Source organism: Oceanobacter sp. ABM4_470, assembly GCF_056158645.1.
Genome location: NZ_JBSWTR010000001.1, coordinates 2,131,852 through 2,157,304, shown reverse-complemented (window position 1 = coordinate 2,157,304; position 25,453 = coordinate 2,131,852). Strand labels below are relative to the sequence as shown.

26 protein-coding genes are annotated in these 25,453 nt (G+C 55.0%); 16 read left to right on the top strand and 10 right to left on the bottom strand.

The genetic code is table 11. The features are described from left to right. Window positions 1-208: 208 nt before the first annotated feature. The 5 genes from ACXADJ_RS09435 to ACXADJ_RS09415 all read right to left on the bottom strand — a co-directional run bounded on the left by ACXADJ_RS09435 (window position 209) and on the right by ACXADJ_RS09415 (window position 4,595). A complete protein-coding gene (locus ACXADJ_RS09435; protein ID WP_036536200.1) occupies window positions 209-874 on the bottom strand; it encodes a GntR family transcriptional regulator in 666 nt (221 codons plus the stop codon). Window positions 875-1,112: 238 nt separating this feature from the next. Next, window positions 1,113-1,553 (bottom strand): cyanase, encoded by a 441-nt coding sequence (gene cynS / locus ACXADJ_RS09430; protein WP_475065110.1) that lies wholly within the window; start codon window positions 1,551-1,553, stop codon window positions 1,113-1,115. Window positions 1,554-1,851: 298 nt separating this feature from the next. Then, window positions 1,852-2,277, bottom strand: a complete 426-nt coding sequence (gene aroQ / locus ACXADJ_RS09425) for a type II 3-dehydroquinate dehydratase (protein ID WP_475065108.1) — start codon at window positions 2,275-2,277, stop codon at window positions 1,852-1,854. A 215-nt stretch (window positions 2,278-2,492) separates the two neighbouring features. Next, window positions 2,493-3,485 (bottom strand): AEC family transporter, encoded by a 993-nt coding sequence (locus ACXADJ_RS09420; RefSeq protein ID WP_475065106.1) that lies wholly within the window; start codon window positions 3,483-3,485, stop codon window positions 2,493-2,495. Between the two features lie 171 nt (window positions 3,486-3,656). Next, window positions 3,657-4,595 (bottom strand): AEC family transporter, encoded by a 939-nt coding sequence (locus ACXADJ_RS09415; RefSeq protein WP_475065103.1) that lies wholly within the window; start codon window positions 4,593-4,595, stop codon window positions 3,657-3,659. A gap of 258 nt (window positions 4,596-4,853) precedes the next feature. On the opposite strand from ACXADJ_RS09415, the gene ACXADJ_RS09410 reads away from it, so the two are divergent. Both ACXADJ_RS09410 and ACXADJ_RS09405 read left to right on the top strand, forming a co-directional pair. Then, a complete protein-coding gene (locus ACXADJ_RS09410) occupies window positions 4,854-5,603 on the top strand; it encodes a sulfite exporter TauE/SafE family protein (protein WP_475065101.1) in 750 nt (249 codons plus the stop codon). 211 nt (window positions 5,604-5,814) lie between these two features. Next, window positions 5,815-7,107: a carbohydrate porin gene (locus ACXADJ_RS09405; RefSeq protein ID WP_475065099.1), complete on the top strand. Its 1,293-nt coding sequence runs from the start codon at window positions 5,815-5,817 to the stop codon at window positions 7,105-7,107. Between the two features lie 486 nt (window positions 7,108-7,593). On the opposite strand, the gene ACXADJ_RS09400 is transcribed toward ACXADJ_RS09405, so the two are convergent. Continuing rightward, complete coding sequence (locus tag ACXADJ_RS09400) at window positions 7,594-7,788, bottom strand: (2Fe-2S)-binding protein (protein ID WP_028293879.1); 195 nt, start codon at window positions 7,786-7,788, stop codon at window positions 7,594-7,596. A gap of 272 nt (window positions 7,789-8,060) precedes the next feature. On the opposite strand from ACXADJ_RS09400, the gene prfB reads away from it, so the two are divergent. The 9 genes from prfB (at window position 8,061) to ACXADJ_RS09355 (ending at window position 16,257) form a co-directional block, all read left to right on the top strand. After that, window positions 8,061-9,156 (top strand): peptide chain release factor 2 gene (prfB, locus tag ACXADJ_RS09395; RefSeq protein WP_156879032.1). Its coding sequence is split into 2 segments (ribosomal slippage): window positions 8,061-8,132 and window positions 8,134-9,156, totalling 1,095 coding nucleotides; the frame shifts between segments, so codons are not numbered across the junction. Between the two features lie 321 nt (window positions 9,157-9,477). Beyond that, window positions 9,478-10,995 (top strand): lysine--tRNA ligase, encoded by a 1,518-nt coding sequence (lysS, locus tag ACXADJ_RS09390; protein WP_475065096.1) that lies wholly within the window; start codon window positions 9,478-9,480, stop codon window positions 10,993-10,995. A gap of 146 nt (window positions 10,996-11,141) precedes the next feature. Further along, complete coding sequence (locus ACXADJ_RS09385; protein ID WP_475065094.1) at window positions 11,142-11,753, top strand: M15 family metallopeptidase; 612 nt, start codon at window positions 11,142-11,144, stop codon at window positions 11,751-11,753. Window positions 11,754-11,923: 170 nt separating this feature from the next. Continuing rightward, entirely contained in the window at window positions 11,924-12,916 is a 993-nt protein-coding gene (locus ACXADJ_RS09380; protein ID WP_475065092.1) for a BLUF domain-containing protein, read from the top strand. A 5-nt stretch (window positions 12,917-12,921) separates the two neighbouring features. Then, window positions 12,922-13,647: a GTP-binding protein gene (locus ACXADJ_RS09375; protein WP_475065090.1), complete on the top strand. Its 726-nt coding sequence runs from the start codon at window positions 12,922-12,924 to the stop codon at window positions 13,645-13,647. A 1-nt stretch (window position 13,648) separates the two neighbouring features. Then, window positions 13,649-14,101, top strand: a complete 453-nt coding sequence (locus tag ACXADJ_RS09370; protein ID WP_475065087.1) for a roadblock/LC7 domain-containing protein — start codon at window positions 13,649-13,651, stop codon at window positions 14,099-14,101. Window positions 14,102-14,380: 279 nt separating this feature from the next. After that, window positions 14,381-14,893 carry a glycoside hydrolase family 108 protein gene (locus ACXADJ_RS09365; protein WP_475065084.1) on the top strand — a complete coding sequence of 171 codons (513 nt, stop codon included), beginning with the start codon at window positions 14,381-14,383 and terminating at the stop codon, window positions 14,891-14,893. After that, a complete protein-coding gene (locus tag ACXADJ_RS09360) occupies window positions 14,890-15,516 on the top strand; it encodes a 3TM-type holin (RefSeq protein ID WP_475065080.1) in 627 nt (208 codons plus the stop codon). Before ACXADJ_RS09365 ends, ACXADJ_RS09360 begins: the two co-directional genes overlap by 4 nt. Before the next feature lie 132 nt (window positions 15,517-15,648). Beyond that, window positions 15,649-16,257 (top strand): MarC family protein, encoded by a 609-nt coding sequence (locus ACXADJ_RS09355; RefSeq protein WP_028292787.1) that lies wholly within the window; start codon window positions 15,649-15,651, stop codon window positions 16,255-16,257. A 106-nt stretch (window positions 16,258-16,363) separates the two neighbouring features. On the opposite strand, the gene ACXADJ_RS09350 is transcribed toward ACXADJ_RS09355, so the two are convergent. Next, window positions 16,364-17,281 (bottom strand): LysR family transcriptional regulator, encoded by a 918-nt coding sequence (locus ACXADJ_RS09350; RefSeq protein WP_475065078.1) that lies wholly within the window; start codon window positions 17,279-17,281, stop codon window positions 16,364-16,366. A gap of 196 nt (window positions 17,282-17,477) precedes the next feature. Between ACXADJ_RS09350 and ACXADJ_RS09345 the strand changes: the two genes are divergently transcribed. Both ACXADJ_RS09345 and ACXADJ_RS09340 read left to right on the top strand, forming a co-directional pair. Next, complete coding sequence (locus ACXADJ_RS09345) at window positions 17,478-17,627, top strand: hypothetical protein (RefSeq protein WP_475065076.1); 150 nt, start codon at window positions 17,478-17,480, stop codon at window positions 17,625-17,627. A gap of 54 nt (window positions 17,628-17,681) precedes the next feature. Next, window positions 17,682-18,734: an NAD(P)-dependent alcohol dehydrogenase gene (locus tag ACXADJ_RS09340; RefSeq protein WP_475068171.1), complete on the top strand. Its 1,053-nt coding sequence runs from the start codon at window positions 17,682-17,684 to the stop codon at window positions 18,732-18,734. 74 nt (window positions 18,735-18,808) lie between these two features. Here the strand turns inward: ACXADJ_RS09340 and ACXADJ_RS09335 are convergent, their stop codons facing one another. The 3 genes from ACXADJ_RS09335 to ACXADJ_RS09325 form a co-directional block, all read right to left on the bottom strand. Continuing rightward, on the bottom strand, window positions 18,809-19,237 hold the full coding sequence (locus ACXADJ_RS09335; protein ID WP_475065073.1) for an OsmC family protein: 429 nt from the start codon (window positions 19,235-19,237) through the stop codon (window positions 18,809-18,811). A 162-nt stretch (window positions 19,238-19,399) separates the two neighbouring features. After that, on the bottom strand, window positions 19,400-20,620 hold the full coding sequence (locus ACXADJ_RS09330) for a MalY/PatB family protein (protein WP_475065071.1): 1,221 nt from the start codon (window positions 20,618-20,620) through the stop codon (window positions 19,400-19,402). A gap of 65 nt (window positions 20,621-20,685) precedes the next feature. Beyond that, on the bottom strand, window positions 20,686-21,162 hold the full coding sequence (locus ACXADJ_RS09325; RefSeq protein ID WP_475065068.1) for a hypothetical protein: 477 nt from the start codon (window positions 21,160-21,162) through the stop codon (window positions 20,686-20,688). Window positions 21,163-21,331: 169 nt separating this feature from the next. On the opposite strand from ACXADJ_RS09325, the gene ACXADJ_RS09320 reads away from it, so the two are divergent. The 3 genes from ACXADJ_RS09320 (at window position 21,332) to ACXADJ_RS09310 (ending at window position 25,374) form a co-directional block, all read left to right on the top strand. After that, the gene (locus ACXADJ_RS09320) at window positions 21,332-22,984 is read left to right on the top strand and encodes a DUF2868 domain-containing protein (RefSeq protein WP_475065066.1); all 1,653 of its coding nucleotides are present in this window, start codon (window positions 21,332-21,334) and stop codon (window positions 22,982-22,984) included. Beyond that, window positions 22,981-24,498, top strand: a complete 1,518-nt coding sequence (locus ACXADJ_RS09315) for a GTPase/DUF3482 domain-containing protein (protein ID WP_475065064.1) — start codon at window positions 22,981-22,983, stop codon at window positions 24,496-24,498. Before ACXADJ_RS09320 ends, ACXADJ_RS09315 begins: the two co-directional genes overlap by 4 nt. A 237-nt stretch (window positions 24,499-24,735) precedes the next feature. After that, window positions 24,736-25,374 (top strand): LysE family transporter, encoded by a 639-nt coding sequence (locus tag ACXADJ_RS09310; protein ID WP_475065062.1) that lies wholly within the window; start codon window positions 24,736-24,738, stop codon window positions 25,372-25,374. Window positions 25,375-25,453 lie beyond the last annotated feature (79 nt).

The following is a 25,453-nucleotide window of genomic DNA, read 5'->3' as shown; positions in this document are numbered from 1 at the left end:
CAGGGAGGGCGCTGGCTGCTCCCTCAAGAATTCTTCGATTTTCTAAGTCCACGCTCGGACTGTCTTTGGCGCAGGTGCTTGCACCTGCGCTCCTTTCCGTTTCTTGCCTAATGAGACTGAGCTCGAATCTCAGCCCGTTTCTCTTGAGCTCAGCATCGAGCTAAGCCCTTACCGAACCAGATAAAAGCAGTGACGGTGAATGTCTGAATCAGACCGGAACCTGAGCGCCTTTGCTGATGTGATCGTCGAGGAAATTCACAGCGGCTTCCTGATCGTCGTTCAGCAAGCTGTCGAGCAACTTCTGGTGCTCATCGACCACGGCCTGGCCACGGAATGGACGCTTTTTCAGGGCTAACACCTGATAGCGCATAAAGAGTTCCAGTACGCTGGAATGGTATCGAATCAGCTGGTTGGAACCGCAGTTAGAGACAATCGCCATGTGGAATTCGCGGTCGGCTTTTTCCCAGTCGGCGGCATTGGTGGCTTCACTGGCCATCATGCCTTTTTGGGCAACGGTCAGGCGGTAGTGCGCACTGATCAGGCGGGACTTCCATTCAATCAGGTTTTTGGTGTTGTTCATGGATTTGCGCAAACCCAGCAGTTCCAGCGTGGAGCGCAATTCGATCAGCTCTTCAAAGTCTGCCAGTGATACTGGCCGAACCCGAAAGCCTTTTTGATCTTCGAACAGGACAAATCCTTCAGACACCAGTCGCATCAGGGTTTCACGCAAGGTGTTCACGCTGACGCCATACCGCTTCTGTAAGGCATTTAATTTGAGCTTCTCATCGGGTGCCAGATTACCGTTCACAATGTCAAAGCGAATGGTTTCGTAGGCGGTTTGACCGACCAGTTTTTTCTCTTCAGTTGTGTTCATAAAGTGGGGCATCAAGCGCCCTGTTGTTATTGGAAATAGTCTGCGTGTCGGTGGCGCAACGACAAATGAGGGATTGCAGTCGCTCGAATGCTATCACTTTCATGGGATTTCAGGCTATTCCAAAACGACTGTTGGCTATGTCAACAACGTAATGGATAGGCGCTTTGCATAGCCTGAAGGCCTGAGTTACCGCTCCTGAAAGCGTTCGGAGCGGTATCTGAAAACGGTATTTTTCCGCTTACCAGGCTTTGTAAGGCAGGAATTTTCCATTCATGGTGAGGATAACACGGTCGCCTTTGGGGTTTTCTTCTTTCTCGACGTCCATGGTGAAATCAATGGCGCTCATGATGCCATCGCCGAATTTTTCCTGAATCACCTCTTTCAGGGTATCGCCATACACGCCGACGATTTCGTACAGGCGATAGACCAGCGGGTCCTGCGGTACAGCACCATCCCAGGTTTTGGTCGGGAAGGCTTTCAAGGCCGTCTCAACATCTTTCGACAACTCCAGATACTTGCACAAATTGGCTGCCGGCTCCGCTGGCATGCTGTTTTTCCCCAGGCAAGCCGAGGTTACCCACACGGTGCCCATACCGATTTCGGAGGCAATGGTTTCCCAGCTAACGCCCTTGGCGATTTTGGCGGCGATGATAGTTTCGGTCATTTCCAGCTTGTTCATCTTGGTCTCCAGTCGATGGCGCCTGCACTGACGGTGCAAGTCTTGTTGTGCTGCGGATAACCCGCATTGCAAATGAGTTTGCCAAAAAATGCCGAGCCGCAAACGTCAGTTGGGCTGGCGGACGTTACCTTGCGGACAATGGCTGAGCTTCGTCGCCTTGGTCTGTCTGACTGAAAGCACAACAGAAGATGCGATAAGGGCAAAATAGGGAACGAGAGGTGGGGAAAGGTAGGTAAGGAAAAAGAGGTCAGCAGTCAGGCAGGAATGGGTCAGGCAAGCTTGGCCTGACCCACAAGCATCAGGCGAAATATTCCAGCGCAGCGCGGTAACCCAGCGTGCCCATGCCAGCAATGACGGCATCTGCACGCAGGGATACATAGGAGTGGTGGCGGAAGGATTCACGCTTGTGCACGTTGGAAATATGCACTTCCACAACAGGCGATTCAAAGGTGTTCAGTGCATCCAGAATGGCCACAGACGTGTGCGTGTAGGCCGCTGGGTTAATGATGATGCCCTGGGCGTGGTCACGGGCTTCGTGAATCTTGTCGATGATGTCGCCTTCGTGGTTGCTCTGGAAGAAAACAATTTCCAAACCAAAGGTCGCAGCACGCTCGCGAACTTTTTGCTCAACGTCTGCCAGTGTCTCGTGGCCGTAGATTTCCGGTTGGCGTTTGCCCAGCAAATTCAGGTTTGGGCCGTTCAGAACGTAGATGGTCTTGCTCATGTATCGATTACCTGTGATCAAAATATTGCTTGGGGGCTCTCCGAATCACTCTGCACCGGCGATGAATGCAGTGTAATGGCGAGTCCTTTCCAAGTTTCCTGCGGGTAGTTTACCGGAATGTAAGGCGACGACGCAGTCCGATTACGCCGCGCTGTATTCGCTGGCGGCATATTGCTTCGCTTGCGTCTTTGCTTGGGTCTGAGTTGTCGCGCAGGCTACTGGGGAAACAGGGTGGGCAACATGCCGCCGCCAAATTCCACAAAGTGAGTGGCACCAAATAACCAGAAGGCCAGCGAGATGGTAAAGAAGGAGGCGATGGTGGCAATTAACAGGGTGGCAGCAGCGGTGCCATCGTACTGATGCTGGGCGGCCAGAATCGGGTAGATGCTCATCATCGGCGAACAGGCCATGGCAACGGCGGCGACCTGAAGAATCGGGTCAAACGGCGGTAGCAGCATGATCATTACCATCACCAGCAAGGGGTGAATCATCAGTTTGCCGACGGTGGGGATGATGATTTCCCACCAGGAATCTCCCAGTCCGCGCAATGACAAGCCCGCCAGCTTGCCGCCAATGGTAATCAACGCCAGCGCGCCTGACGCTCCGGCGGCCATTTCCACCGCTTTATACATGGGCGCTGGAATATGAATTTGCAGCACGGATACGGACAGGCCAGCGGCGATGGCAATGCTGAGGGGGCTTTTGCAGATCAGCCACATGGTTTTGCCAACAGATTCCAGAATCGGCCGGTTTCGTTGCTGGCTCCACTCCAGCAAAATCAGCCCCAGCGGTAACACCAGGGCGTTTTCGATGATCATGCACAGCGCCAGAGCAACGGCGGCGGTCGGGCCGACCAGCGCCAGAACCAGCGGAAAACCGATGAAGCCGCTGTTGCTGCAGCTGGCAGCCATGGCATTCAGAACACTGGTTTGCAGCGGCTGTTTGCGAACGTTATGGGCAACGACGAGTACCAGCAGGAACAGCATCAGCGACGCCAGCCCGTAAACCGCGAGGTACACAGGGTTCATCACCTCGCTGAAGTTACGGGTGCTGAGGGAGTAAAACACCAGCGCGGGCAGGGCAACCGACGTGACCAGACGGCCAAGCGTGGGCATCTCATGGGCCTTGATGACTTCCTTGCGCACAATGATAAATCCCAGTCCGATCAGCATGAAAATCGGAGTGGTGACGGACAAAATCGCCAGCATTGGCAGTACCTGTTAAATGGGTTTCGGGGCGTAAAACGTTGTAGTGGTCTGCGGCTCAGGCGGAGCCGCAGAGTTGTTGTGTGTGTCCTGAATGGTTTGTGTGGCGTTTGTGCTTTGGTTTGCGCCTGTGTTGTGGTTCGGTTCGGAACGGCGCTTTGGTCAAAAGGCCCGTTACAGCAGCAGGGTCAGAACAACCGTCAAGGATACAAACGCGCTGACGGTGGTTGCCACCAGGCTGCTGGCACAGAAATCACGCAGACCGTAGTTGCTGCCAATAATCGGAATCACCGCTGCCATTGGCAGTGCGGCGTACACAATCAGCAGAGCTTCCAGCGTCGGGTCGAAATCCGGCCAGCACAGCAGCACCAGTGCCACCATCAATGGGTGAATAACCAGCTTGCCGATGGTCACCAGGCTGATGTCACGGATATTCCCCCGGATCGGGTTGGCCACCAGTGAGCCACCAATCACCAGCAGGGCGATACCGCCTGCCGCATTACCCAGTACGGTCAGGGTTCGCGACAACACTTCTGGCAGCGCCAGTCCGGACAATGACACCAGCAAACCGGCAATAATGGCAATGATGACGGGGTTGCTGATAATGCGCTTGGCGATGCCACCCGCCAGATGAATAAGTTTGGCAGAGGCATCTTCGCTACGACCCCGACCCAACTCGGCCGCGATCAGTACCGCAGGCAGAATCACGATGTTTTCAACCATGACGGCAAAAATAAAGGTATAGCCCCATTCTTCACCAAACGCCTGCATGACCACCGGGTAGCCGACAAAGATGCTGTTTGGCATGGTGGTACACAGTGCACGGATGGCGGCATCGGTCAGTGAGCGGTTCAAGAGCTTGAACAACACCACAATCACCAGCTGGGTCAGCAAAGCCCCCAGTGCGTAGACGCCCAGAAAATCCCACGCCAGCACCTTGTCGAAATCGAGCCGCGCCACCGTACCGAAGGTCAGTGCCGGAATCAGGCAGAACAACACCAGTTTTGACAACACGGGCAGTACGTCTTTCGGCATCAGCTGCCGCACCGTCAGCAGGTAGCCGACGGCAATGATGAGAAAAATCGGTGTGATAATGGTCAAGATCGACAGCATCAGATGTCCCTGATTGTTTGGTGGTGTCCCGAAGAAGGCGGCCGACGCTAGCAGTATTCGCTGATCGGTGAAACTTCAAGTTACGTGGACGGCCATTCAAAAGCTGAATTGGCTCGACATGCCCTTCCGTAAATAAAACGTCATACATTGCCGCCTGCCTGAACGAGCGTTGCATAACCTGCCGGACTGAATTGCCGTGGCGGGCTGGTGCGATTCGTGATCTCATCGCATCCCGTAGCAATTGGCAAGGGCGCACATATGCTGGGTTTTGATCTCGGTTTCTGGATATTGGCAATACTGGCGGTGTGGGTGACCGGCGTTTCCAAATCTGGCTTTGCCGGCGGGGTAGGCGTGATTGCTGTACCGCTGCTGGCGCTTTACATCGATCCTCGTCAGGCAGCCGCCATTATGTTGCCCCTGTTGGTATTGATGGACGCCGTCAGCATGAAAGCCTGGTGGGGCAAACTGAACCTGACTCAATATCGCCGGTTGATTGGCCCTGCTTGCATCGGCATCGCGATTGGGTATTTCACGTTTGATCTGTTGAACGCCGACCTGATCAAGATTGTGTTGGGTGTTTTATCCATCATTTTTTGCCTCTGGGGCTTTGCCAGCAACCTTCAATTGGGCGAAACAAAAACCGGCAACCCATGGATTGCACGGCTGTGCGGCACCATTACCGGCTTTACCAGTTTTCTCGCTCACGCTGGTGGGCCACCGTTGAATTTGTACCTGTTACCACTGCGACTGCCGCGTCCGGAATATCTCGCCACAGTGATCTTTACCATCGCCACCGTCAATCTGGTGAAACTGGTTCCTTATGCCATGCTGGGGCAGTTGGATGGCGATAACTTATTGATTTCGTTGATATTGATGCCAGTGGCCTGGCTCGGTGCCAAGTACGGAATTCGCCTGCAGGCGGTAATCAGCGACCAATGGTTCTACCGGATTATTTACTCGGCGCTGGGGCTGATCGGTGCAAAATTACTGCTGGATACGCTGTTTTGAATTGTCTGAAAATTCATCAAAATAAAGGGTGATTTCAAAATCATCCATTACAGAATTGATATAAACGTGGCTAAAACATTCATTTAGTGACGTTGGAACAATCTGACTAGTATCGGCTTGCAGTTGAGGGAGCGAGCCGATTGCTAATCATCTTACTCGCTCCTGTTTCGGACTACAGAAACGACTATAAAAACAATAGAGAGCTGAAAAGATGAAGCACGAGCATAACAACAACGCCCGTACATCCGTTATTTCTCCAAAGGCTTTGGTTCTGGCTGTTGCCGCTGCCACTGCCATGCCTGCTATCGCCGACGATAGCCCATTCCACGCTTACTTCCGTACCGGCATCGGTTCTTCTATCGATGGTGGTGATCAGGTTTGCTACAAGGCCAAAGGCGCACCGTCCAAGTACCGTCTGGGTAACGAGTGCGAAACCTACGCCGCAGTTCGTCTGATTACCGACAAGGAAGTAGAAGGCGCTGGCAAGTTCAAGATGACCACTGAAATCATCTACGAAACTGACCAGAATTCTGACTGGGAACAGATCAACGGCAACACCTCTTCCGCCGACCGTATCTCCATCCGTCGTTTCAACGTTGAAGGTACTGACGTTATCGAAGCCCTGCCAGGCGCGACTCTGTGGATTGGTAAGCAGTTTGTTGATCGTCAAAACGTTCACATCAACGACTTCTTCTACTACGACCCGAAAGGCCCGGGTGTAGGTCTGAAAAACGTCGACGTAGGTTTTGGTAAGTTGGGTGTTGCCTGGTTGCGCAACGGCTCTACCGACGCGACCGATGGTGAAGGTGATTCCGGTAACTACGTTAACAACACCTACGACTTCCGCATCAGCAAAATGGAAGTTGCCGACAACGTATCGGCTGAAGTGGGCCTGACTCTGGGTTCTACCAGCGGTACTGACGGTCTGGCTTACGAAGGCGCCAACAACTCCGGCTCTCTGGTAACCCTGAACTTCATGTTCAACGACGTGTTGGGTGGCAACAACAAGCTGACCATTCAACAAGCCAACGATGGCATGATTTCTTCTACCAACACTGGTAACCAGAACGGCACTCTGGAAGGCGACTTCTTCCGTATCATCGACTCTGGTGTGACTTCTCTGGCCGACAACGTAGAAGCCCAGTACGTGGTGGTATACGAAGACAAGAACGTAGATAACAGCGCGACCAACACCGGTCACGAGTGGCTGTCTGCCGGTATTCGTCCGGTTGTTCAGTGGGGTGGTTACTCCAACACAGCGTTTGAAGTTGGCTACGATCAGGTGAAAGACAAGCTCTCTGGTGATACCAACAGCATGACCAAGTTCACTGTTGCCCAGCAGTTCTCTGCCGGTTCCAAGTTCTTCTCTCGTCCAGCCCTGCGTCTGTTCGCTACTTACGCCATGTGGAACGACGAAGGCCAAAACAGCAACTCTGGCGGTGTGACGCCAGCGGATACAACCAGCGGCCTGAGCTTCGGTGCACAAACCGAAGTATGGTTCTAAGCCTTCCTGGTTTAATCCATATCGGGAGTTCCAATTGGCGTTGGCCGTCAGGTGCCCTGACCTGACGGTTTCATAACAGAACTTGTTATGTTCTCCCCGAAAACCGGCTCTGGCCGGTTTTCCCAATTGGACCTTCTTCTTCATTATTTATATGAAGCGTTAAAACCGGCCTTGAGCCGGTTTTTTTGGTTTTGGCGTGTCTGTGATTTCGTGTGATCTGGGCTGCGACAACAATGTCCCCTTTCGCGAATACATTCGTTCCTACAGGTTTGTGCAGGTAACCGCCGGAGAGGGTAGGGTGTGCACAGAAACAAGCGTCTGTCCCCCGCGCGAATACATTCGCTCCTGGACGTTTGTGCAGGTAACAGCCAGACAGGGCAGGGTGTGCAGGGCGCACCGAAAATAGCGACTCGGCTCTGCCTGACCACAAACGGCAGGCACAAAAAAACCGGCCTTGGCCGGTTTTCTTCGTCATCTCTCAATGAATCAGCCGACTTCGGCAAACTCACAAGGTGGCAGGGTAGCTACGTGCTGACGAATCAGTTCTTTGGCAGCTTTACCACAGCAACCGCAATCGGTGGCAACACCCAGGCTCTGGCGCATTTCAGCGTAGCTCTGGCCTTGCTCAACGGCGTCTTTAACCTGCTGGTTGGTAACGGCTTTGCACAAACACACGTACATATGAATGACCCTGCGATTGGGAATGACTATCAACAGGATTAAAGTTAGTTTAAGTGAGAAATGTTTGCAATCGCTTTTGAAAGAAAATTGTAAATTATTCGTATTTGTGAACCATTATTTTTCAGTTTGTTTTTTATCTGAGCCATTATCCCCTGAACGGCCGACTCGCCTACACTGTCACGATTCTGTAGAATACGGCGTCATTTTATGACGACGGGGCCAGCAGCCCGGTTGTCCATCACCTCGAATCAGCGATACAGATAGGTAGTCCCTTGGAAATTAATCCGATCGTCGAGAACATCAAAGACCTGCAAGCGCGTACTGACGTGCTTAGGGGGTATCTTTGACTATGCCAACAAGCAAGAACGCCTCGAAGAAGTAGAGCAGGAACTGGCTCAGCCAGACGTCTGGAACGACGCCGACCGTGCCCAGGATCTGGGTAAGGAACGTGCAGCGCTGGAAGTCGTGGTAAAAACCATCGATACCCTCGATACCGGCCTGGCGGATGCCAAAGACCTGCTCGACATGGCGGTAGAAGAAGACGACGAAGACTCTGTCGAAGAAGTGAAATCCGAACTCGCTGAACTGCAAGCTCAGCTGGAAGTTCTGGAATTCCGTCGTATGTTCTCCGGCGAATTGGACCCGAACAACGCCTACCTGGAAATCCAGGCAGGCTCAGGTGGTACCGAAGCCCAGGACTGGGCCGAAATGATGTGCCGCATGTACCTGCGCTGGATCGACGCCCACGGCTTCAAGGGTGAGCTGATGGAAGCCTCCGACGGCGACGTTGCAGGTATCAAATCTGCCACCATCCGTATCGAAGGCGAATACGCCTACGGCTGGTTGCGTACCGAAACCGGCGTACACCGTCTGGTGCGCAAGAGCCCGTTCGACTCCGGTAACCGTCGCCACACCTCGTTCTCTTCCGTGTTTGTTTCCCCTGAAGTGGATGACAACATCGAGATCGAGATCAACCCGGCCGATCTGCGTATCGACGTATACCGCGCCTCCGGTGCCGGTGGTCAGCACGTTAACCGGACCGAATCGGCGGTGCGTATTACCCACATGCCATCTGGCATCGTGACCCAGTGTCAGAATGACCGCTCGCAGCACAAGAACAAAGACCAGGCCATGAAGCAGCTGAAAGCCAAGCTGTATGAAATGGAAATGATGAAGCGCAGCGAAGAAGCCCAGGCTCTGGAAGACACCAAGTCCGACATCGGTTGGGGCAGCCAGATCCGTTCCTACGTACTGGACGACTCCCGTATCAAGGACTTGCGTACCGGCGTAGAAACCCGCAACACCCAGCAAGTGCTGGATGGCGGTCTGGATATGTTTATTGAGGCTAGTCTGAAGAAAGGCCTTTAATCGCTACTGTGCGATTGGTCGGACGTCCGACGCTTGCCGCTAGTGGCCGCTATTGTAGGAGGGGATTTATCCCCGAATGCAGATTTGCCGATGTTAATCTGCATATCTGGATTCAAATGAATACGTCAGGTTGGGCCAGACCCAACGATTAGATGGGCGGTGCCCATCCTACGCAATGCAATGAACGTGTCCGACGTCAGGCCTCTGGCGTCGAACCAGAAATACGTGTCTGACGTCAGACGTCAGACCTGAACAACGCATCCGACGTCCGACCTGAACAACGCATCCGACGTCAGACTTTATACACAACCGGGTTAAAACATGACCGAACAAACTCAAACTGCTCAGGAAGAAAACAAGCTCATCGCCGAGCGTCGCGCCAAGCTGGAACAGCTGCGTGAAGGTAGCAAATCCAATGGCCACCCGAACGACTTCAAACGCGAGAACAAGGCCGGCGACCTGCAGGCAGCGTACGGTGAAATGACCCGGGAAGAAATCGATGCACTGGGTGTTCGTGTTGCCGTTGCCGGTCGTCTGATGCGTCGTGGTGGTCCGTTCATTGGTTTGCAGGATGTGTCTGCTTCCATTCAGGTGTATCTGGGCAAGCCGCTGCAGAAAGAATCCGAAGCCTGGCAGCTGCTGGACATCGGTGACATCGTGTCTGCCTCCGGTGTGCTGAGCAAGTCCGGCAAGGGCGAGCTTTACGTCAACGTTGAACAGGTTGAAAACCTGCAAATCCTGACCAAGTCCCTGCGCCCGCTGCCGGACAAGTTCCACGGTCTGGCCGACCAGGAAATGAAGTACCGTCAGCGTTATGTTGACCTGATCACCAACGATGAATCCCGCACTACTTTCATTGTGCGTTCAAAGATCATCACTGCCATCCGTGGTTACCTGGCCGAGCGTGACTTCATGGAAGTTGAAACGCCAATGCTGCAAACCATTCCGGGTGGTGCGACTGCCAAGCCGTTTGAAACTCACCACAATGCCATGGACATCGACATGTTCCTGCGTATTGCGCCTGAGCTGTACCTCAAGCGTCTGGTTGTGGGCGGCTTCGAGCGTGTGTTCGAAATCAACCGTAACTTCCGTAACGAAGGTGTGTCGACTCGTCACAACCCTGAGTTCACCATGATCGAGTTCTATCAGGCGTACGCGACTTACCACGACCTGATGGACATCACCGAAGGCATGCTGAAGCACATCGCTGAAAGCGTACTGGGCACCACCACTATTGAATACGGTGAGTCCACCTACGACTTTGCGGCGCCGTTCCAGCGCATGACCATGGTCGAGGCAATCCTGAAGTACAACCCGGACATGGACGCTGCGGTATTTGCAGACCCGGAAGCCAACATCGACACCCTGAAAGCCTACGCCAAACAAGTGGGTATCAAGGATTCCGAGAAGCAGGCAGCCTGGGGCCCTGGCAAGTACATCTGTGAAATCTTCGAAGAAACCGCCGAAGAGAAGCTGGACCAGCCAACCTTCATTACCGAATACCCATGGGAAGTCTCGCCGCTGGCCCGTCGCAACGATGACAACCCGTTCGTGACCGACCGCTTTGAATTCTTCGTTGGCGGCCGTGAGCTGGCCAACGGCTTCTCCGAGCTGAACGACGCCGAAGATCAGGCCGCGCGTTTCCGTAAGCAGGTCGAAGAGAAAGACGCCGGTGACGACGAAGCCATGCATTACGATGCGGACTACGTTAACGCACTGGAATACGGCATGCCGCCAACCGCTGGTGAAGGCATTGGTATCGACCGTCTGGTGATGCTGTTCACCAACAGCCACACCATCAAGGACGTGATCCTGTTCCCGCACATGAAGCCGTTGTAAGCGTTGGATTGAGTGATCGAAACCCGATGTCGTAAGGCATCGGGTTTTTTGTTTCAGGGCGGCTGATAGAGGGAAATAATTTGATGACATCTGTATCTGCAGGGAAGCCATCCCCAGCAACCTCATACACGGAGGCTTGTAGTTCAATGGCAGTTGCCGATGGCTTTGTGGATTTGAAATCGCTGATGCCCAATCTGTGCGTTGAACTGGCTTACGCCAGCAGCGCCAACTTTACCGGTGCTGTGGTTGACGGTTACCAGGCCAACCGGGCGCTATTGACCGAACAAGCGGCCACGGCATTGCAGCGGGTGCAACACACGCTGAATGCACAAGGATTGGGTTTGAAAATCTACGATGCCTATCGCCCGCAACGAGCGATCCCGTGTTTTCTGGCCTGGGCTGGGAACAACGATGAATCCACCAAATCCGCTTATTTCCCCAACCACGAAAAGTCCCAGCTGTTTGATTTGGGCTATTTGGGACTGCACTCGGCGCATTGTCGCGGCAGCACCGTTGATCTCACACTGATTGAACTGGACTCTGGCCGTGAGCTGGACATGGGCACCGCATTCGACTTCTTCGATCAAGCTTCATGGACCAGCTATCAAGCGCTGTCTTCTACACAGCTGGCAAACCGAGCCTTGCTGGCCGAGCAGATGCAGCAACAGGGATTTGTCGGCTTCGAAATGGAGTGGTGGCATTTCACTTTGGCTGATGAGCCATTCCCCAACCGCAGTTTTGATTTCCCGGTGTGCTAACCGCTTTTTGCCCCTCTGTCACAGCGCAAAAGACAGGGGAGTCATGCCTGCCTGTATTGCCCACTGACCCCGTTGGGATGCGAATCACACTTCTACAGAAAGCCTGCTGAAACCCTTGGGGGCTGGTCTAGATTGCAGTAGTACGTCGCAAACTGGCCGGGAGGCAATCAATGAAGCGGATGGGATGTGTAGGCAAGCTGGCAACATCCGGCACGGGTGAAGATCATTCCGCCGACATCGTCGGCCTGTTTAATGACCTCAGAGCCATGCAGGGCGAGTCGTCGCTGCGAGGGGTATTTCTGGTTCACGGTCATGCATTTTTGCAGATACTGGAAGGCGAGCATCAGTGCATTGCCAACGCTGCGTACAAAATCCGCCGTGATGCCCGGGTGGAAGACTGCGCCATTCTGCATGTGGCTGATATCGACGAGGCGTTTTTCAGCCACTGGAAAGTCAAATGCTTCCGCCCGGACTCTACTGAACATCGGCAGTTTCTGGCTCGTATTCGTGACGAGGTGTTAGGTGCGGAAGTATTCCAGAACGAATTGGCTCGCAAGCGTTTCCAGGCGCTGTTTCCCAGTGCGCTCACTGATTTGGTTACGGTGACACCCGCTAGCGAAGTATCTGGCGCGTCTGACAGTAGCACCAGCAGTACCAACACCAGCGCCCCAGCTAGTACCAGCACCATCAATAACGACCTCAAACAACTCAGCTATAGCATCCATGCCTGGCCCAAGCCCGGCCAGATGAACCTGTCGCCACAAATCATGCGTTCTTGCGCCTTGCTCAGCAGGCAGCACATCAGCTACTCCGAATTGCTGAGCCGTGGGCTGTGGCAGAGCGTCAGCGAGTTTGAAGCCTTTTTGCAGCAACTCATGCGTCTGGGTGTGCTGGTTGCTCATCCAATGTCGTCACCGGCGGTTGCCAGTGGAGCCTCAATACGCAGCCGCGCAGAGTCACACACCTTGCCGCAGCCTAACGCTCGCAAGGGCGGAAGCGGGATCGAAAGTACGGGTGAACGCAAGGTTGAATGCACGACTAATCGAATGAACACAGCAGAGACTAGCCGTGAAGCGGCCACCGCCAGAGGTGACGCCACTGGCTCCGGCCGTTTTGGCGCCTTGATGCGTCGGTTTATTTCATCCGCAAGAAAAGCGGGGTAACGGCCATGAATACAGCTGCAACACCAAACATCTACAAAAAGCTGGCGGTGGTCGGAGAAGTGGGGGCGGGGAAAACCCAGCTGATCCAAACCATCAGTGAAATCTCGCCCTTTGCCACGGAGGCACGCTCCAGTGTCGATATTGGCAAGGAATTCACCACGGTAGGAATCGACTACGGCCGCTTGTCGCTCGATGAGCACACCGCGCTGGGCTTGTACGGGTTGCCCGGACAGCGCCGTTTCAGCATGTTGTGGGAAATGGTCAAGGGTGAACTTTGGGGGCTGGTGGTGCTGGTGCGTTTTAAACGGCACGGCCAAATCGAGCAGGATTTACAGCAATTGGAACACCTGCTGGCGTTCTTTGAGCCGGGCCGTCATCAAATACCGGTGGTGGTGGGCATTACCCATAGCGAAGACGCCGACTCCGCAGCACTGGAGCAGCTTAGCGAAGCGACCTTCGATGTTCTGACCAAACATCAGGTGATTGCTCCCGTCGTCGCGGTAGACCCTCGACAGCTGGAGTCTTCGCTCACGCTGCTGGAGTTGATGTTGATCCTCAGCGAAGACGCAGACTGCGACTTGCATAATTTCGAAAGCCAGTATCACACGTTGTTGGATAGCCCTGACGCAGGTTCAGACACTACTGATCCCGATTCTATAAACACAGACTTTACCAATACAGACTTAACAAACGCAGAGGCGATTGTCGCCCCACAACAAGGAATTGCCTGATATGTCACAGTCGACTTTTCAACCGTCTTCGCAATCCGCCTTTCAAACGACCTTGCTGGGCCTGTTCGATGACTGCCTGCAACGCTATGCCGGGGCCGAGTGTGTGTGTCTCAGCACCACCGACGGATTTCCGGTGGCCAGCCGCACACTGGCACACATTCAGTTTGAAGCGGATGCCATGGCCGCGGCGTCCAGCACGCTGTTTTCGGTCAGCAATGCAGTATCGCAGCAAATGCTGGAGCGGCCGTTTCGAGTTGCGTTTGTGGAGTCCGAACGGGGCAATATGGCGTTTGTGTCGTTGAGCCTGGGGCAGCAGGATTATGTACTGACGATGTCAGCAAGTGATGAAATGAACATTGGCCAGCTGAGGGCCTTTATCAATCGTTTGGCTCGACAAATCGTGGAGCAATGTGACGCACCAGAAGCGCCCACAACGCGGCTGGCGGCGAGTTGAGTGATGCCCGTAAACTCCTGTTGATCTAATATGAGCTGAGTTTAGACATTTTAGCCAGCGGGCCTGCAATGGGCCCGGTTTCCTGTTCCTAACCCTAACCCCAGCCCCAGCTACAGCGTCTGTCCAGGCCGAGTCATTGCCCCTAAACCGACAAAGTGTCGGAATCGTCTTTTATTGGTCCACTTTTGATCTTGCCCAGCCATAAAAAGCTGCCAGACTGACGACTGTTTCACGTTTTGTATGGGTACCTTGCCCACATCCACAAACAGGGAGGTTTCGGTGGCTGATTTTCTGTGCGCCTTCGAGAAGATGATTTTGAACGAAGGCGGTTACACCTTGCATCAGGTCAGCAATGACCGCGGCGGCTTAACCTACGCCGGAATAGCACAAAACTTTCATCCGCAATGGCCGGGGTGGCAACGCCTGAAGCAAGACCCGGATGATCCTGCCATCACCGATCTGGTGCGCGATTTCTATCAACAGCATTACTGGGACAAGCTTGGCGGTGGCGATATCGAAAGCCAGGCCATCGCTGAAAGCCTGTTCGATTTTGGCGTCAACGCTGGCGTTCGCACGGCAGCCAAACTGGCTCAATTGGTCGTCGGGGCAACCCCCGATGGCATCATCGGCCCCAAAAGCATGGCGCAGATTAATCAGGCTCACACCGAGTTGTTCGTCGCCAACTACGCGCTGGCCAAAATTGCCCGCTATGCGGAAATCGTCAACAACAACGACAGCCAGCGCAAATTCCTGCTGGGATGGATCAACCGAACGCTGGAGGGATTGGCATGAGCTTGCTGGGCATTGGTTCCATTATTGAAGGGGTCGGCAAAATTTCCGATAACCTGGTAACCACCGACGAAGAGCGTTTGCAGTTGGCCCTGAAAGGGCAAGAACTGGAAGGCAGGCTGCTGGAAGGGCAAATGGAAATCAACAAACAGGAGGCGCAAAACCCGAACCTGTTTGTTGCTGGCTGGCGGCCGTTTATTGGCTGGGTCGGCGGTATTGCGCTGGCTTATCAGTTTTTGTTGTACCCGGTTCTGTTGTGGTTCTGGGCGACGTTTCAGGCCACTGGGGTGATTCCTTGCCATTTTGCCAGCGCGCCGCTGGTCGAAATCACCCAGGCCGCTGCCGAGGTGGCTAACCGTCAGACGACTGTGGGTGGCCGAGCGGCAGAGGAGCTGGCCAAGGCGCTGGTACCGGTGTCAGAACAGTTGAGCGAATGCACCGTGAAGCCACCGGCACCGCTGTCGGGGGAGCTACTGTTTGCCATCGTCACCAGCATGCTGGGCATTGGCGGTTTGCGTTCCTTCGACAAGTTGAAGAAAACCGACACCCGAACCATTGGTAACAAATCAACAGCGGCAACGACTTCTGACAGTCGCTCGCAAGGTCCGCAGCGCGGCGGCCGCTAGGCATGTGAGTTGGACAATTTCTGCATTGTCCAACATCCTCAACAGGCTGCTGAACTGCCTGCGAGCGTGATAGTCTCATGTAATCAAGGCGCTGGAGTTATGCCCATCGCCGCTTACCTATCAGGGACCTTCATGCTCGACAAATTCTTTCAGGATGGCCTTATTCTGTGGGCCACCATTGATCCCATTGGCACCATGGCACTGTTTGCGGGAATGACCGCGCACATGACCGCCGAAGCCCGGCGCAAAACTGCGTTCAAAACCATCTTCTATGCTGGCGGAGTACTGCTGGCGTCCATCATTGTGGGGCAGCTGTTGCTGGGAGCCATGGGCATCCAGCTGGTGTCCTTGCAGCTGGCTGGGGGCATCATTCTGTTCCTGTTTGGCTTGCAGATGATCTTTGGCGACCCATCTGGCTCCAACGAGTCCAAGGAATCCCGCCACGACATTGCCGTTTTCCCGTTGGCGATTCCGGCAACTGCATCGCCGGGTGCCATTCTGGCGGTGATTCTGTTGACCGATAATTCCCGCTTTCCGATTGCCACTCAGGCCGGTACCGCCGCCGTGCTGATTGCCATTCTGGCCGTTACCTTGCTGCTGATGCTGGGAGCAACCCGCATCCTGCGCATCATTGGTGAAGGCGGTGCCAATATTCTGATCAAGGTGATGGGTATGGTGCTGGCGGCGCTGTCTGTTGAGCTGGTGATGGAAGCCCTCGACATGGGGCACTGGGGCGCTTGAGTCCTGTCATGGTACAAGTTGCACACCCCAAGGATCGTAGTCCCCGGATAGCCGTGCAGATGCTCTGCCCCGTGACAGAGCGATGAGGGAAAAAGCAGGGAAACGCTCATTCAAAGATCATTGGGTGCAACTCGGGGTTATAGCGCAAGGCTTCAGCCACCAGTTTGAACGCCGGCGACGCCTCTCGCCGGTTGGGGTAGTACAGGTACAGGCCAGCAAACGACGGTGTCCAGTCTTCCAACACGGTGATCAGGTCGCCGCGTTTAACATGCGGCGCCAGCGACTCCTGCGGCATAAAGGCAAAGCCAAAGCCATCCAGTGCCGCCTGAATGATGTGGTCGACATTGGTGAAGGTCACCTGCCCGGACACTTGCAACTTCAGTTCGCGGCCATCTTTTTCAAATTCCCAGGCGTAGTTACCGCCAAAGGTTGGCAGGCGGATATTGATGCACTGATGCTCCAGCAGCTCTTGCGGGACCAGCGGCAGGGACTTGCCCTTCAGGTAGTCTGGGCTGGCGGCAACCAGCATACGGGCTTTGGGGATAACCGGGATAGCGATCATGTCCTGTTCCAGTTGCTCGCCCAGCCGTACCCCAGCATCGAGTCGCTCTTCGACGATGTTGGTGAGCCCGTAGTCGATGCGAACTTCCAGCTGAATGTCCGGGTATTCCCGTAGCAGAGATTTAAGCCGTGGCCAGATGTATTGCTCGGCGGCGTGGTCAGAGCAGGAAATTCGCACCATACCTGCGGGCTTGTCGCGCATTTCTGTCAGGGCCGCCAACTCGGCATCAATGTCTTCAAACTTGATCGCCACCCGGTCAATCAGCCGCTGACCGGCGTCGGTCGGTGACACGCTGCGGGTGGTGCGGGTTAGCAAGCGGATGCCCAAGCGCTTTTCCAGGCCACGAATGGTGTGGCTCAGTGCCGACTGCGAAAGCCCCATTTCGTTGGCGGCCTTGGTAAAGCTGCGATGACGGGCCACCGCGATAAAGGCTTGCAGTTCAGAATATTGGTCACGGGCCATGGCAAATTCCTGACGTCGATCGGTATGAGTGTTGGGCAATCTGGCGCTGGTTACACCGACGCCTGTGGTTTCACCACAGTGTACCGTCAGATTTCATGATTGTTGCTCATTAATCCTATCTAATTATCCGGACTAATCGCGGGTTTATACGCTTGTTAGAGTGGCGCTATTCCATCTTAACGCTGGAGTTAATCCCATGTCTGAAGTTTCCAATTTGGCTGTACCTGTAACAACACTGAACAATGGCGTTGAAATGCCGATGCTGGGCTTCGGTGTGTTCCAGATTGCAGACGCTACCGACTGTGAAAAAGCCGTAACCGCGACCCGGAGCGTGTGCAGTGGTTGAAAACACTGACGGTCAGCCAATAAATATCACCCATCTAAACGGGAGACATTCGTGATGAAAACCCTGGGATATGCAGCCCAAACCCCAACCAGTCCTTTAGCGCCGTTTGAGTTTGAGCGTCGTGAGCCCAACGCCGGAGATGTCGCCATCGATATTCTTTATTGCGGCGTCTGTCACTCCGACTTGCATACCGCTCGCAACGACTGGGGCTGGAGTCTGTACCCATCGGTACCGGGCCATGAAATTGTTGGCCGGGTGCGTGCGGTGGGCGCCAATGTCAGCAAATACAAGGTGGGTGATCATGTCGCCGTCGGCTGCATGGTGGATTCCTGTCAGACCTGCTCCCATTGCCATGCGGGCGAAGAACAGTACTGCGGCGAACGGGTTGATACCTACAACGGCCCGGACAAGCACCTGAACACCCATACCCTGGGTGGTTACTCCCAGCATGTGGTGGTACGCGAAGAGTTTGTAATGAAAGTGCCGGACACCCTCGACCTGGCCAAGGTCGCGCCACTGGTCTGTGCCGGCATTACCACCTACTCACCATTGCGTACCTGGAACGTAGGTCCGGGCAGCAAGGTTGCGGTGGTTGGCCTTGGCGGTCTGGGTCATATGGCGGTGAAACTGGCGGCGGCTATGGGGGCCCACGTCACGGTGCTGAGCCGTACCGCCGACAAGGCCAAGGACGTTGCCGCGCTGGGTGGTGATGCCCTGTTGGTCAGCAGCGATGCCGACGCCATGAAAACGGCGGCCAATCAGTTCGAGCTGATCATCGATACCGTGCCGGTAAAACACGACATCAACCCGTACATGCCGTTGCTGCAAACCGACGGTACCCTGGTGATGGTCGGACAGGTTGGCGCGATGCCGGAATTCAGCTCTGTGCCATTGATTCTGGGGCGCCGTCGTATTGCTGGCTCCTTGATTGGCGGTATTCGTGAAACCCAGGAGTTGCTCGACTTCTGCGGCAAAACCGGCGTCTTGCCGGAGTGCGAAATGATCAGGATGGAAGAGATCAACGAAGCCTACGAGCGGATGGAGAAATCCGACGTGCGTTACCGCTTTGTGATCGACATGGCATCGCTGAAAGCTGACGCAGCGTGATGTGGGCTTAAAGAGTCTGTCCCCAAACAAACGCCCGCATTCTGCGGGCGTTTTTAATGTCAGCTTAACGTGGATTAAACCAGTTCAGCGCTCAGGGTGATCTCGGCGTTCAGTACTCGGGATACCGGGCAAGCCCCTTTGGTCGTCGCTGCCAGCTGCTGGAACTCTTCGTCACTGATGTTTGGAATTGAGGCTTTCAGCGACAGTGCTACCTTGCTGATGGTGAAGCCGTTGTCGTCTTGTATCAGTGATATGTCCGCATGGGTATCAATGTTGTCGGCGGTATAGCCAGCGTCGCCCAGTGTTTTTGATAGTGCCATGGAAAAACAGCCTGCGTGGGCTGCGCCGATCAGTTCCTCCGGGTTGGTCCCCGGCTGATCCTCGAAGCGTGTGTTGAAACCAAACGGTTGTTCGGCCAAAGCACCGCTGTTACTGGAAATTGTGCCTTTGCCTTCTTTGATGGAACCCTGCCAGTTTGCTGATGCGCTACGAATAATTGCCATGTTTTGCCTCTCTGGTGGATGGTTTAATTAATGTCTCAGAGAATGTGAAAGCAGCGGCGGCGGTTGGTTCCTGTGTTTTTGGGCAATGGTTGTGATCAGGCATGGCTGATCCCCGCGCTTGGCGCGGTGAATTTGGTGTTCAGCACTATTGCGGATACGAATTCAGCAGCTTTTCAGAACCTTGCACATCCGCTGCAACCCCTCGTCCAGCACACTGCGTGGGCAGGCAAAATTCAGCCGAATAAAGTGGTTCTGCTGGTCGCCATGAGCGCCACTGAACGGCAGAAAACCCATACCGCTGCTGATGCGCAGGTCGCCTTCTTCCAATAGCTTTTTGGCCAGTTCGTCGCCGTTCAGTCCCGTGGCTGAGCAGTCGAGCCAGGCCAAATAGGTCGCTTGCTGCGGATATACCGTTATCTCTGGCAAGTGCGTTGCCAGCTGCTCCTGAATGTACCGATAGTTGCCCAATAAATAATCGCGTAGGGCGTCCAACCAAGCCTCGCCCTCATTGTAAGCGGCGATCAGTCCTTCCACGCCAAACGGGTTTACCCCTTGCAGTTCGTGGGCAAACAGCGCCTTTTGAACCTTGCTGCGCAAGCGACGGTTGGCGATGACGATATTGGCAATTTGCAATCCGGCCAGGTTAAAGGTCTTGCTGGGTGAGCTGAGGGTAATGCAGCTGTCCTTGAACTCTGGCGTCAGGGTGGCAAACGGCGTGTGTGTCAGCCCCGGGAACATCAGGTCGCAATGAATTTCGTCGCTGACCACGGTGACGCCATGCTTGGCACAAATCTCACCCATGCGGATCAGTTCATGGGAAGTCCACACCCGACCGGACGGATTATGCGGGTGGCACAGCAAAAATACCCTGGTGGTCGGCAACGCGGCTTGTTGTTCAAACTGCTCGAAGTCGATCTGGTACACGCCTTGCGCATCGGCGACCAGTGGCGATTCAACAATGTCACAGCCCATACGGCGAATGGACGAGAAAAAGCAATGGTAAACCGGCGTTTGTACCATTACACCGACGGTTTCGTTTGGCTCAGCGGCGTCCATAAAGGCTTTCAGAATGGCTGATACAGCAGGCACGATGCCGATGGTCGGCAAGATCCAGTCACGCTCAATTGGAAAGTTGTGGCGGCGGCTGAACCAGTGGTTCACCGCGTCGAAGTATTCGTCGCGAACCCAGGTGTAACCAAACACACCGTGCGCCACCCGCTGTTGCAGTGCCTGCAATACCGGCTCCGGGGCCTTGAAGTCCATATCGGCAACAAACATCGGCAAGGTGTCGGCAGACGGGTTGGAGTCCCACTTGAAGCACCCCGAGCCACGGCGCTCAATGGGGCTATCGAAGTCAAATGGGGAGGGAGAAGCAGCGGTCATAAGCCAGACATCCTGAGCGTTAAAAACACGACACTAACGCTCAGGCAGGGCTGTGTTCAACCCCGTTAGCGGCGCTCGCTGTGGACCTTGGAGGGCAACGGCATAAAGGCATTGGGGAAGATTTCCGGGCGACGCCAGGCGGTGTGCCACAAGGCCACAAAAATGGACGCGCAGAGAGCTTCGTTCAACATCCAGTTAGCGTTCCAGATGGTCCATTCCGGGTTGGCAAAAAACATCGCCAGCTTCAGGCCGCTGAAGGCAATCTCAACCACCGTCACCAACAAGGCAGCCGTCAGGGCATAGGACTTGTGCTGCATCAGCGACCAGCCCAGCCAGAAATGCACCGCAGGCCAAAGGTCCCACTGCACGTGCGTCAGTATTGGTTGCTGGTAGGCCAGCGCAAAGGAAATGGGAAACAGGTATTTGATGAATACCGTTGCCACCGCAGCAAACATCAGCGAATAGCACAGAAAGTCGTACCAGCGGCTGGGTTCGCCTTCCGGCTGGAAGGTTGGAGAGTGTCCTGATTCGGCATGGGCCATGATCGTGATCCTCACGAATGAATATCTGCAGTTGGATACCTTGGCGTCGGATAAGCTCCCGGCCAACGATTGTAATTTGCTATTGCGGTAATAAGTATCAGGGCACATCTTGTATGACTCGGTACTGCGCCGTTACTCTTGGGTTTTCTGTTTTACATCAGGTTTTCTCTTGCACCCGTCATCCCCGAAGGATTCCACCGATACCACACCTGCCAAGGCGTCGGACCACAGGCGCTGGACGCTGGCCGATCTGGTTCGATTTGAACAACTGCGTCTGCAAGACCAGAGCAGCAGCCAAAGCGATGCCGAGCTGGCCCAACGTGACCGGGATATTTACCAGCGGGCAGCCGAGCCAAAGCGTCGTGCCGTTGTGTATCGGTTTTGGCTAAGCGAGCGACTGCAACAACAGCCATTGGTGACCGACGGTGGCGATATTCTGGAGCACAGTAGTCGAACCGCCGGGCTGATCATGCTGTTGATTGGTTTGATATCCGGCGCGGGGCTGGCTAGTTCAGCGATGTTTTACGACGGTTCGGTACCGGTTAACGTGGCCTTGTTTTTGGCTCTGCTGGTATTGCCGCAGTTGTTGTTGCTGGTGGGCTTGCTGTTCACACTGGTGGCCGCGGCCATGGGCCAAAACGTATTTGCTCGCTGGTATCAGCCTTTGGCACTGCTGGCCCAGAGTGTGTGGCGTAAATGCTGGACGCTGGCGTCCCGTCATTTGAGTGGCTTGTCTGCGCTTGCTTCGGGCAAAGCGACCGATGCAGCTGCAAACGCCGGTTCTGACGCCAGCCGTGAATCCCGTGACGATGCGACCATCAAAACACAGCTGATGCAGCAAATGCTGCAACGCTACAAACCGCTGATGATGAACCGCGTGATGCGGTTATTTCAGACCTTCGGCATGGGATTTAATCTGGGTGCTTTGGCCTGTGTGTTGGTGCTGCTGGCAGTCACCGACCGTGCCTTTGGCTGGCAAAGCTCGCTGACCGCGTCGGCCGATACCGTGCATGCACTGGTGCAATGGTTGGCGACGCCGTGGAGTTGGTGGCTGGGCGAAGGCACCGGTTATCCGTCGTTGGCCCAGATTGCCAGCACCCGCATTCAGCTGGGCAGTGAGGTGGCCGACTTTGCTGCCGACGACTTCCGTACCTGGTGGCCGTTTATGGTGCTCAGCGTTCTGGTTTACGGCTTGTTGCCACGGCTGCTGGTCTGGGGCTGGGCAGTGGCTCAGGAAGCCCGCTGGCTGCACCAGCCAGCTTTTGATGGTTACCACGATCAGGCTCTGTGGCGTCGTATGCAATCGGTGGATTTTTCCAGTCACAGCCAGCCGAGCCAACACACTGGCGAGCAAGCCGATAGCCACACGCCACTGGCAACCATGACGGACATCGTCGGCACTGAACCAGCCGCGTTGCGGCTGTGGGTGTTGGAGGAAACACTGCAACGCTATCCTGCTGAGGCCTTGAGCCACTGGCTCCAGCAAGCCTCGGGCAGTGCGCTTGAGATCAGCCCGCTGCAACGTTTGCAGCAGGCACAAGCCCCAGCCGGACAAGACGTTTGGCTGGTGTTGGAAGGCTGGCAGCCACCGATTGAAGAAACCTTGCAACAGTTAAAGGCACTGGCCGAACAACTGCACACCCAAAATGCCGACGCCAAACAACTGCACCTGGTGCTGCTGGGCAAACCCCAGCGGCAAACGGATGCCGACACGGTCAGTAAGCCGCTGACTGCGCGGTTGGCGGAAGTGTGGCGTAAGAAACTCGACCTGTTGCAGTGCCACAATATGTTGCTGCACGTGGATGTGGGAGACAGCCAATGACAACCACGGTTAACTCTATGGCTCGTGCTTCTAAAGCCAATGGTGGGCATCCCTTGATAGCCGTGATTGGCCACCCGAACGAAGGCAAGTCGTCGGTGTTGTCGACCCTCACCGAAGACGACAGCGTAGTGGTGAACGACTACCCCGGTGAAACCACCCACTGCCAGTATTTCCCGGTGAATCTGGCCGGCGAAACCGTGCTGGAGCTGGTAGACACCCCGGGGTTTCAGAACCCTCAGCGTATTCTTGACTGGATGCGTGACAGCGGCAAAACCGACGATGAGCTACTGCGCGCTTGCCTGGATACCTTTGGCAACGACCCGGTGTTTCACCACGATTGCCAGTTGCTGCAACCACTGGCAGACGGTGCTGCGGTTATATATGTAGTCGACTGTTCACGGCCTTTGCTGGCGGTGGATCAGGCCGAAATGGAAATCCTGCGCCTCGTTAACAAGCCGCGCATGGCGGTGATCAACTTCAAGGACAACGACCGCGACTACTTGCCGGACTGGGAGCAGGCTTTCCGTCGTCACTTCAACGTTATTCGGGAATTCAACGCCCATCAGGCGCGTTTCCCGGAACGGCTGGCTTTGCTGGAAACCCTCAAGGCAATCCAGCAAAGCTGGGAACCGCAGCTCAACAAGGCGATTGCCGCGTTTGAGCACAACTGGCAACAGCGCCGTTTGCAGGTTGCCGAACAGGTGCTCGACTATCTTGAATTTGCGTTGCAGCTGACCATTGAGCAAAAAGTATCGGCGTCGGGTTTGAGAAATTCTGGTTCAGGCGGCTCTGGTTCAGGAGGCTCTCGTTCAGGAAGCTTGGGCGGCTTGTTGGGCGGCACGTCGCAGGCTCAGAAAGCCAGTAATGAACAAGCAACCGAGCAGGCTTTAGGGCGCTATCAAAAAGCCATTGCCGAGCGCGAGCAGAGCCTGTTTGGCAGTATTCGACAGCTGTATTTGCACAACCACTTCAACCTGACCTTACCTGCCCAATCGGTGCTGCATCAGGACTTGTTTGCAGAAACCACCTGGGAGGTGCTGGGTTTAACCCGCAAGCAGGTGTTGTTGGCAGCCGCCGGTATGGGCGCTGGGGTGGGGGTCACTCTGGAAGCCGCCGTCGGCGGTTTGTCTGCCGGTTTGTTTGCCACCGCAGGGGCTTTGATTGGCGGTGGCAGTGCCTGGTTTCTGGGCGCGGAACTGACCCGGGTGAAAATCAAGGCCATCCCGCTGGGTGGTGCCCGGGTGACGGTTGGACCGAGTAAAAACCCTCAGTTTCCGGTGGTGTTGCTCGACAGGGCGCTGCTGTTTTACCGCGAAATTGCCAGTCATTCCCACGGTAACCGTACCGATACCGTCGCAGAAGCGGGCAATCAAAGCGTGTTGCGAGACGTTGCGTCCGAGCAACAGCGTCAGTTATTGAAACTGGCCAATACCCTCGCGGAAGGCAAAGCCACGGATAAAGACCGCGGGGCGTTGGCGAGCCTGATTCTGAACTGGTTAGAACAGCTGGTGTAGCGAATCTGTATTCGTCGGTGGTTATCGGGGCTGTGTCTGGTGCACTTGTCCCGACACCCGACACCCGACACCCGACACCCGACACCCGACACCCGACACCCGACACCCGACACCGCAACTGTACTGCCCCTTTTACCGCGCTCTGACTCTGTTTCGCTCCAGCACAAAATCCAATAATAGCGACGTCAAAAATAGTATCCGGGTTTGGCCATCGGGCCGCGCCCACAGGAGTTGAGTATGTCGTTGGAAACCTGGCTGGCGTTTTTTGCCGCTTGTTGGATCATCAGTATTTCTCCCGGTGCTGGCGCAGTGGCGTCCATGGCCAGTGGCATGAAGTACGGCTTTCCTTATGGTTACTGGAACGTCATTGGTTTACAGGCCGCGCTGGCGTTGCAGATTCTGATTGTTGCCGCCGGTGTGGGCGCAGTGCTGGCGGCGTCTGAAACCGCCTTTGCCGTCATCAAATGGTTTGGTGTGCTGTACCTGTTGTTTCTGGCGTGGCAGCAGTGGCGCTCGGTGGCAACCGATATGGAAGCCGAGGCGCGGGAATTTGAAGGTGGTAAGCGGCGGGAGTCGCCACAGGTGCTGATCTTCAAAGGCTTTCTGGTCAATATCAGCAACCCCAAGGCGATTGTGTTTATGCTGGCGGTGCTGCCGCAGTTCATTAACCCGGCTAACGAGCTGATGCCACAGTACGGCCTGATGATGGTGACCATGATTGCGGTCGATATGGTTGTGATGCTGGGTTACACCGGACTGGCGGCCAAAGTACTGCGTTACCTGAAATCGCCACGTCAGCAGAAGCTGATGAACCGGGGTTTTGCCGGTATGTTTGTTGGCGCTGCTACGCTTTTGTCAACCGTTAACCGGCACTGAAGCGTTTCAAGTCGCCAATCGGTTTACGTTATCTTCACCTTTCTTTGCAGCAGGTTAACCGCGTCTTAACGGCCTGCAG

Coding starts and splice junctions, on each gene's coding strand:
- ACXADJ_RS09435 (WP_036536200.1), bottom strand. CDS start 874: ATGAACACAACTGAAGAGAAAAAACTGGTCGGTCAAACCGCCTACGAA.
- cynS (WP_475065110.1), bottom strand. CDS start 1,553: ATGAACAAGCTGGAAATGACCGAAACTATCATCGCCGCCAAAATCGCC.
- aroQ (WP_475065108.1), bottom strand. CDS start 2,277: ATGAGCAAGACCATCTACGTTCTGAACGGCCCAAACCTGAATTTGCTG.
- ACXADJ_RS09420 (WP_475065106.1), bottom strand. CDS start 3,485: ATGCTGGCGATTTTGTCCGTCACCACTCCGATTTTCATGCTGATCGGA.
- ACXADJ_RS09415 (WP_475065103.1), bottom strand. CDS start 4,595: ATGCTGTCGATCTTGACCATTATCACACCGATTTTTCTCATCATTGCC.
- ACXADJ_RS09410 (WP_475065101.1), top strand. CDS start 4,854: ATGCTGGGTTTTGATCTCGGTTTCTGGATATTGGCAATACTGGCGGTG.
- ACXADJ_RS09405 (WP_475065099.1), top strand. CDS start 5,815: ATGAAGCACGAGCATAACAACAACGCCCGTACATCCGTTATTTCTCCA.
- ACXADJ_RS09400 (WP_028293879.1), bottom strand. CDS start 7,788: ATGTACGTGTGTTTGTGCAAAGCCGTTACCAACCAGCAGGTTAAAGAC.
- lysS (WP_475065096.1), top strand. CDS start 9,478: ATGACCGAACAAACTCAAACTGCTCAGGAAGAAAACAAGCTCATCGCC.
- ACXADJ_RS09385 (WP_475065094.1), top strand. CDS start 11,142: ATGGCAGTTGCCGATGGCTTTGTGGATTTGAAATCGCTGATGCCCAAT.
- ACXADJ_RS09380 (WP_475065092.1), top strand. CDS start 11,924: ATGAAGCGGATGGGATGTGTAGGCAAGCTGGCAACATCCGGCACGGGT.
- ACXADJ_RS09375 (WP_475065090.1), top strand. CDS start 12,922: ATGAATACAGCTGCAACACCAAACATCTACAAAAAGCTGGCGGTGGTC.
- ACXADJ_RS09370 (WP_475065087.1), top strand. CDS start 13,649: ATGTCACAGTCGACTTTTCAACCGTCTTCGCAATCCGCCTTTCAAACG.
- ACXADJ_RS09360 (WP_475065080.1), top strand. CDS start 14,890: ATGAGCTTGCTGGGCATTGGTTCCATTATTGAAGGGGTCGGCAAAATT.
- ACXADJ_RS09355 (WP_028292787.1), top strand. CDS start 15,649: ATGCTCGACAAATTCTTTCAGGATGGCCTTATTCTGTGGGCCACCATT.
- ACXADJ_RS09350 (WP_475065078.1), bottom strand. CDS start 17,281: ATGGCCCGTGACCAATATTCTGAACTGCAAGCCTTTATCGCGGTGGCC.
- ACXADJ_RS09345 (WP_475065076.1), top strand. CDS start 17,478: ATGTCTGAAGTTTCCAATTTGGCTGTACCTGTAACAACACTGAACAAT.
- ACXADJ_RS09340 (WP_475068171.1), top strand. CDS start 17,682: ATGAAAACCCTGGGATATGCAGCCCAAACCCCAACCAGTCCTTTAGCG.
- ACXADJ_RS09335 (WP_475065073.1), bottom strand. CDS start 19,237: ATGGCAATTATTCGTAGCGCATCAGCAAACTGGCAGGGTTCCATCAAA.
- ACXADJ_RS09330 (WP_475065071.1), bottom strand. CDS start 20,620: ATGACCGCTGCTTCTCCCTCCCCATTTGACTTCGATAGCCCCATTGAG.
- ACXADJ_RS09325 (WP_475065068.1), bottom strand. CDS start 21,162: ATGGCCCATGCCGAATCAGGACACTCTCCAACCTTCCAGCCGGAAGGC.
- ACXADJ_RS09315 (WP_475065064.1), top strand. CDS start 22,981: ATGACAACCACGGTTAACTCTATGGCTCGTGCTTCTAAAGCCAATGGT.
- ACXADJ_RS09310 (WP_475065062.1), top strand. CDS start 24,736: ATGTCGTTGGAAACCTGGCTGGCGTTTTTTGCCGCTTGTTGGATCATC.